This is a genomic window from Bradyrhizobium sp. NAS96.2 (genome assembly GCF_001908235.1).
In the GTDB taxonomy this organism is placed as follows: domain Bacteria; phylum Pseudomonadota; class Alphaproteobacteria; order Rhizobiales; family Xanthobacteraceae; genus Bradyrhizobium.
Window position 1 is genome coordinate 38,779 of sequence record NZ_LGHK01000035.1, and the last position, 6,573, is coordinate 45,351.

5 protein-coding genes are annotated in these 6,573 nt (G+C 65.1%); all 5 read right to left on the minus strand.

The features are described 5' to 3' along the window. Positions 1 to 16: 16 nt before the first annotated feature. The 5 genes from AC628_RS09590 to AC628_RS09610 are packed head-to-tail and all read right to left on the minus strand — an operon-like array spanning position 17 to position 6,279. On the minus strand, positions 17 to 1,309 hold the full coding sequence (locus AC628_RS09590) for an O-antigen ligase family protein (RefSeq protein WP_074126614.1): 1,293 nt from the start codon (positions 1,307 to 1,309) through the stop codon (positions 17 to 19). Further along, complete coding sequence (locus tag AC628_RS09595) at positions 1,306 to 2,421, minus strand: glycosyltransferase family 4 protein (RefSeq protein ID WP_074126615.1); 1,116 nt, start codon at positions 2,419 to 2,421, stop codon at positions 1,306 to 1,308. Before AC628_RS09595 ends, AC628_RS09590 begins: the two co-directional genes overlap by 4 nt. Positions 2,422 to 2,424: 3 nt before the next feature. Next, positions 2,425 to 3,183 (minus strand): class I SAM-dependent methyltransferase, encoded by a 759-nt coding sequence (locus tag AC628_RS09600; protein WP_074126616.1) that lies wholly within the window; start codon positions 3,181 to 3,183, stop codon positions 2,425 to 2,427. Continuing rightward, the gene (locus AC628_RS09605; RefSeq protein ID WP_245321113.1) at positions 3,180 to 4,022 is read right to left on the minus strand and encodes a hypothetical protein; all 843 of its coding nucleotides are present in this window, start codon (positions 4,020 to 4,022) and stop codon (positions 3,180 to 3,182) included. The genes AC628_RS09600 and AC628_RS09605 overlap by 4 nt, the downstream gene beginning before the upstream one ends. Continuing rightward, a complete protein-coding gene (locus AC628_RS09610; RefSeq protein ID WP_074126618.1) occupies positions 4,006 to 6,279 on the minus strand; it encodes a polysaccharide biosynthesis tyrosine autokinase in 2,274 nt (757 codons plus the stop codon). Before AC628_RS09610 ends, AC628_RS09605 begins: the two co-directional genes overlap by 17 nt. Positions 6,280 to 6,573: the final 294 nt, after the last annotated feature.

Consider the following 6,573-nt stretch of genomic DNA (forward strand, 5'->3'; position numbering starts at 1 on the left):
CTTTCCGTCAACGCACTCACGCCTCACTCACGCGCAGTCTGGTGAACGCCCGCCGCGGCGCCACTTGCAGCCGGGCCTCCGGGCCGAAATAGCACCAGAACACCAGCACGCAGCCGAAATAATTATGCAGCAGCTGGCTCGAATCGTTGGCCGACGCGATCACGACAAACAGCAGCATCGCGAACGGCGCCAGCCAGTACATCCCTTTCCGCTCGAACGTGAACACGATGGTGTTCCACAACGCGCGCGCCAGCAGCAGCATATAGAGCGCACCACCGAGCAGACCGAACTGGAGAAACGCGTCGAGATAGGAATTCTCGAACGAGCCGAACTCGGTATTCCAGGGCGCCATGCTGGTCAGCTCGTTCGCCGGCGAGTTCGGCAGCTCGTTGAAGAACCCGGAAAAGCCGTAGCCGAGCCAGGGGTGTTGCCAGAAGAAGTAGGGCCAGACCGACCAGAGGAACGAGCGGCCGGTCAGGTTTCCGCTGCGGCCGACCAAGCCATACAACTCGTCGCTCGGCACGGCGAACACAACGAGCGCAACAAAAGCCAGGCAAAGCCAGTAGATCGAGGCCGCCCCTCTGTGCCCGAGCACCACAAGCAGCAGCCCAAAAGTGACGGCGAGCGCCGTCAACATGCTGATCAGCGGTCCCGCGGCGCCGGCCGCAGCGAGCGCAAAAAGATGACATCCCATCAGCAACAGCGACCAGCCGAACTGCTTGCGTGGCCCCGCCAGCATGCGCACGAAACAGATCAACACCATGAGGCCGAAGAAAGCGCCGGCGAGGTTCTTGTGGCCGAACACGCCGGCATAGGCCTGGGTGCCGAGCACGGTCGGCCGATGCAGCGGGTCATAGTCCCATTGCGACCCGATCACCGGAAACAGCAGGACGTGCACGATCAGCACGACGATCCCGATCCGGAACAAGGTGTCGACCAGACGGTCGACCGGACGGCTGACCACGACCCATGCCGAGAACATCGTGGTGAGCAGATACATCGCGAACTTGACCGACGAGCCGGCGGGGTCGGCACTCAGCGCCAGCGACACCAGCGCGAAGGCCATGAATGTGAGATAGAGATGCGATTGCAGCATCAGCAGGCCGAAGCGCTTCCGGTCGACCGCGATATGCAGCATCAGCAGGATGTAGAGCAGCAGCCACGCGGCACGGAACAGCGTGGATTCGCCGGCCCGTTCCGCGAACGAGATGCCCTCGATGAAATTGAACAGGAAATAGATGCAGCCGAGCACCATCACCAGATAGGCGTGCAGAAAGACGTCGGTTCGAAACCACCATCGGCCGATCATTGAACGGCCTCCTGCCGGGCCGGCGCCCTCGCAAGGTGATCGACCGCGGCCATGAAGCGCGCCGCGGCGTCGGCAAGCGCATCCTTTCGCACGCTGTGCCGGGCCTGCTGCGACATCATCTCCCAACGCGCGGGATGTTCGAGCAGGCCGCGCGCCGCGTCGACCCACGCCTGCTCATCAAGCGCGCAAACATGGCCGTTCACGTGGTCGCGTACCAACTCGCCGCCCGCTCCGACATGCGGCGACACCAGGCACGGAACTCCGCACTGCAAGGCTTCGTTGCACACCAGACCCCACGGTTCCAGCAACGAGGGCAGCAGCAACAGCCGGGATTGCAGAAAGACTTCCGATATCGCCTGCCACGGCACATAGCTGTCGTGGCTGACATCGATGCCGGCGCCATCGAGCCGCGCCAGCATGCGCTGCTCGGCGGCGCCGGACCCGACCACGCGAACCCTGAGCGCTGGCAGGACCCGGCCGAGCGCGATGGTGACGTTCTCGAAGAAGATCGCGTTCTTGGCGTCGTCGTTGATGCGGGCGCACCAGAGCAGGTGAAATGGACGGTCGTGGAAGCCGGGGACAGTCTCCGGCGGATCCCATGCCGGCACCAGCGGCACCACGAACAGATCGTCGTCGCGGAGACCCGCGCCACGGAAATACGCCCTGCCCTTGTCGCTGCAGCACACGACCGCCTCGCACTGGCGCAGCAGCCATGGCCGCGCCAGGCGATGATACGCGGTGTTGGGCATCGTCTCGCGCCAGCCGTCGATCGTCAGCGCGAGCGCCTTGCCGTTGGCGCGCGCCCATGCCGCTCCCGCCAGCATCGAGGGATAAAGCCCGTTGACGAACAGCAGGTCGGGCGCGAGCGCATTCAAGGCACGCCCGATCCAGATATTGAGATGGGTGTGACGCGACCGCGACAACGGGATCGAGACACCGGGCACCGTGCGCGTCGTGTAGCGCGGCATGAACGTTCCCGCCCAGGAGCGATCGGCTTCCTGCGCGGTGCAGGACAGCACCGCAAGATCCAGTCCACGATCGACCAGCTCGTTGTAGAGCCGGTTGGTGTAGGGGGTGATCATGTTGTTGAAGACGACCACGCGCGGCGCCATGGCTCAGCGGTCCCGTGGCGGCGTCTGCGCCTCACCGCGCCGGCAGAGCGCCCCGCAATGATAGGTCGCAAGCCGGGTGGCGAACGCCGGGCTGACCGACAGCAGCGACTTCCGCACAATGCTCTTTGCGAGCCCCTTCATCCGCGATGAATGAAATGCGTGCACCGGCAGGCTGTGGTCATAGGTGCCGAAGCCGATGACATGGAGTCCGGCGGTCTCCAGCACCAGGCGGAAGGTGTCGGGCGTGTAGAAATTGATATGCCCGATGTCGAGCGTCGATTGCAACGCCCGGCGGTTTGTCCGCGCGTGCAGTTCGCACGGGACTTCGATGTAGATGAAAGTCCGCGCAACGCGGGCAAGCTCGTACAGCAATGCGCGCGGTTCGGGCACGTGCTCCAGCACATGGCTGGCATAGACGAGGTCGAACGATCCGTCAGCGAACGGGATCGTTGCACCGTCATAGCTCGACCAGCGGAACGGCGCCGCTGCGGCGCCGTCGATCTCCAGGTTGGTCGCGGGATCGATGACGTCGATGCCGGTGAAGTCGCGGCCGATGCCGATCGCGGACAGCCGCGCCAGCACGGCGCCGGTGCCGCAGCCGACCTCGAGCACATTGCCGACCCCGGCCGCGGACGCACCGAGCAGGCCGGCGATATGATCGGCCTTGTCGACTGCGCAGACGCGGCGCCAGTCGCGCTCCTGCGCCGAATAGACGCCCTCATAATGCGCGTTGTGCTGTCCGACGCTGAATTCCATCGTCATGGCCTGGCCCTCGCCTCCGGCGGCATTCGGGCAAGCTCGTCGAGGCGGTCGTTCGATTTGTGCTCCGGATTGCGTCGCTCAGCCGGCGAGCGGCGGTCGAGGTCGTATCCGATGTCGGCCATGGCCTTGGTCAGGATGTCGACGTTCCGTTGCGGGACGGCCGCAAGGCCGGCCAGCAGCCTGTCCCGATGCGTCCAGCCTGGTCCCTTCAGCAGATCGATCGCCTCGGTATATAGTTCGGTCTTCACGAGGCGCGCGAACTCGGCAACCACCGCGTCGGACAGGTCGGACGGCAGCGCATCGAGCATGGCGAGCGCCATGGCGCTGCGCTTGACGGCGATCCAGCCCTCATTGGGTCCGAGCCGGTACGACATCCGCAACAGGTCGAAATTGGCATCGCTCAAGCCCTGTCTTGTGTTGCGAAGCCAGAACAGCACGACCCAGAGATAGGGATCGGCCGGTGCGCAGCCGAGCGATTTGCGGACCGCCGCGTCGAGCTCCCCCATCCTTGCGTCCACCTGATCGCCCGATGCGAGTGCGTTCTCCGCGAGCCGCAGCCGGATCACCGCCGCGCTGCGATCGATCGCCGGCACGCAATCCCTGTCCGCCGCGGCACGCGATAGCAGCGGCGCGAGGTCACCGAGCTCGGCGTCGCTGACCGGTACGTTGCGCAGGATCAGGTCCCTGGCGCCATCCAGCCGGGTCTGCTCGACAAAGACCGGTAAGGTGGTGGCGCCCCAGGCGACCGACGAGCACGCGACCGCGGCCAGGAAGCCGCGCGCCAGCCAGGCGGCGGCGCGCCGCGGCATCTCGCCTCGCGTCTCACTCGGTGTAGCCATATCGTCCATAGTGCGAGTTGTAATAGTAATTCTTGCCGCCGTAGCCGCTGTAGCGGCTCATCGCGGCGATATCGGCCTTGTTGAGCACGACGCCGAGCAGGTTCTCGTTGACCGCCCGCGCACTGCGCAGCGCGCGCTCGACCACCTGCACCTGGGTCTTGCCCCACTCCACGATGAAGACGAAGGAATCCACGAAGTGCGCGGTGATGCGGACATCGACCACCGGCGTCAGCGGCGGGAAATCGACGATCACGTAATCGTAATGGCCGCGGACCCCGTCGATGAAATCCTTCATCTGGTCGGAGGCCAGCACCTCGTGCGAATGCGCGATGCGCGACCGCGTGGCGCCCGGCAGGAAGGCAAGGCCGGTCTCCGGATCGCGCCACAGCGTGTCATGCAAGGTCGCATTGTTCGACAGCACGTCGAGAATCCCGCGCTCGGCGTTGGCGGCAACCTTGCGGCTGAGCGAGGGATTGCGCAGGTCGCAATCGACCAGCAGCACGCGCGCTCCGCTCTGGGCGACCAGTTGCGCGAACACGAAGGCCAGCGTCGACTTGCCCTCGTTGGGCAGCGCCGAGGTCAGGCCAAGGATTTTTGACGGCTTGGTGACATTGAGGTCGGCATTGACCTTGATCGAGCGGATCGCTTCCGAGAAGCGCGAGAAAGGCGCATCGATCGCCGCCCACAGCACCGGCTCGTCGCCGCGCTGGATCGTGCGCGGCCTGACCGGCAGGTTGGGACGTCCGGTCACCGGTGCCTTGAGGTGGCTTGGCGAGACGCGGGGAACGATGGCGACGCAATCGGCGTCGAGGATCGTCTCGACCATTTCAGCGGTGCGGAACACCCGGTCATAGAGGTCGCGCAGCACGCCGAGCCCGAGCCCGGCGATCAAGCCGCCGAGCGTCGAGAGCGCCAGCACGACCAGGGTCTGCGGATGGCTCTTGCTCAGCGGGCGCGAGGCACGGGTGATGACCCGCGCCTCGCTGACCGGGAACGACTGCTGCTGCACGTTTTCCATGTAGCGCTGCAGGAAATTGTCGTAGAGCGAGCGATAGGTCTGGGCCGAGCTCTCGAGCTCGCGCAGCGTGACCTGCGCCTGGTTGGTGGACTGCGACTGCGACACCGAATCGTTCACGGCGCGCTCGATCTCGTTCTGGCGCTGCACGGCGATCGCATAGTCGCTCTTGTAGCTCTCCGCGAGCCGCTTCAATTCGTCGATGATCGACGACTGGATCTCGCGCATCTGGTTGCGCAGATTGACGGCGGCCAGGTGATTGTAGCCATAGCGCGACGACCAGTCGGCCTCGCGGTTGGCCAGCTCGAGATATTGCGAGCGCAGCTTGGTGATGACCTGGTTGTTCAGCGTATCGGCGACCGTGGCATCGGGAACGCCGCCCTTCACGACAGCCTCGATGCGGTCGAGCTTGGCCTTGGCGTCGGTAACCTGCGACTTCACATGGACCAGCTGCGTATTGAGTTCGCCGAGCTGCTGCTCGTTGAGCAGCTTGCCGCTGGAGGTGACGATGTTGTTGGTCTTCTTGTAGTCGAGCACCGCGCGCTCGGCATTGGATGCCTGCGTGCGTAGCTCCTTGATGCGGTCCTGCAGCCAGGCGCTGGCGCGGCGCGTCGCCTGATACTTGGAATCGAGCTGGTCGACGATGTAGGCGTCGGCGACGGCGTTGGCGATCTGCGCCGCGCGCTCCGGATCGAGCGAGCGGAAGCTGACCTCGATCACATAGGTCATGCCGCGGCGGCGGACGTCGAGCTGCTTCTGGAAGGCGCGCACCGCACGCCGGGTCCGGTCGAACTCGTTGGGCGGCGCACTGCCGGCAAGCAGGCCAGACACGAAATCCAGCACCGCGCCCGCCGCACCGGCCCTGGAGCCGATGAATTCCGGATCCTCGTTGAGCTTGAGATCGCGGATCACCGCGAGCGCCACGTTCTCCGACTTGAGGATTTCGACCTGGCTCTCGACCGCGGAGGAATCCACCGGGACGTCATTTGCCGGCGATTGCTGCTGGAAGGCCTGGAATTTGTGCGTGTCGATGATCATCGTGGCAAGCGCGGTATAGCTCGGCGCCGCCGTCATCAAATAGCAGATGCCGCCGAACAGGCACAGGCCAGCCGTCCCGAGGATCACCCAATACTGCCGGAGCAGATAGGTGACGAAGGCGTCGAAGGTTTCCGCCAGCGACGGCAATTCGGCCGGACGATTTCTCAGATCGACAGACGGCGGAATCTGGTTGCGCTGAAGCATCTCGTCCTATCGCCGCGCCGGCAGGCTGGTGCCTGCCCGCGCGCCCTCCAACGGCATCGGGAAGCGTCCCGCCGCCGACATCGAAGTGCATTGCTGCAGAGAGTTCTCCATTGGCGACCGGAAGCCCGCTCAGGGAGTCACTGTTGAAATGAGCGTGGTGCCGGTGCCCGTGGCCGTCCCCGTCGTCGTGTTACCCGAACTGCTGACCGACGAGGTGAAGCTGAATATGCCGGTGTTCACGCTGTTGCCGCCGATCGCCTCGAGGGCGCCGCCTCCGGCGCCGGCGGCGCCGAT

Bases quoted from the DNA above. Each gene is read 5' to 3' on its own strand.
- AC628_RS09590 (WP_074126614.1), bottom strand. From the start codon at position 1,309: ATGATCGGCCGATGGTGGTTTCGAACCGACGTCTTTCTGCACGCCTAT.
- AC628_RS09595 (WP_074126615.1), bottom strand. From the start codon at position 2,421: ATGGCGCCGCGCGTGGTCGTCTTCAACAACATGATCACCCCCTACACC.
- AC628_RS09600 (WP_074126616.1), bottom strand. From the start codon at position 3,183: ATGACGATGGAATTCAGCGTCGGACAGCACAACGCGCATTATGAGGGC.
- AC628_RS09605 (WP_245321113.1), bottom strand. From the start codon at position 4,022: ATGGCTACACCGAGTGAGACGCGAGGCGAGATGCCGCGGCGCGCCGCC.
- AC628_RS09610 (WP_074126618.1), bottom strand. From the start codon at position 6,279: ATGCTTCAGCGCAACCAGATTCCGCCGTCTGTCGATCTGAGAAATCGT.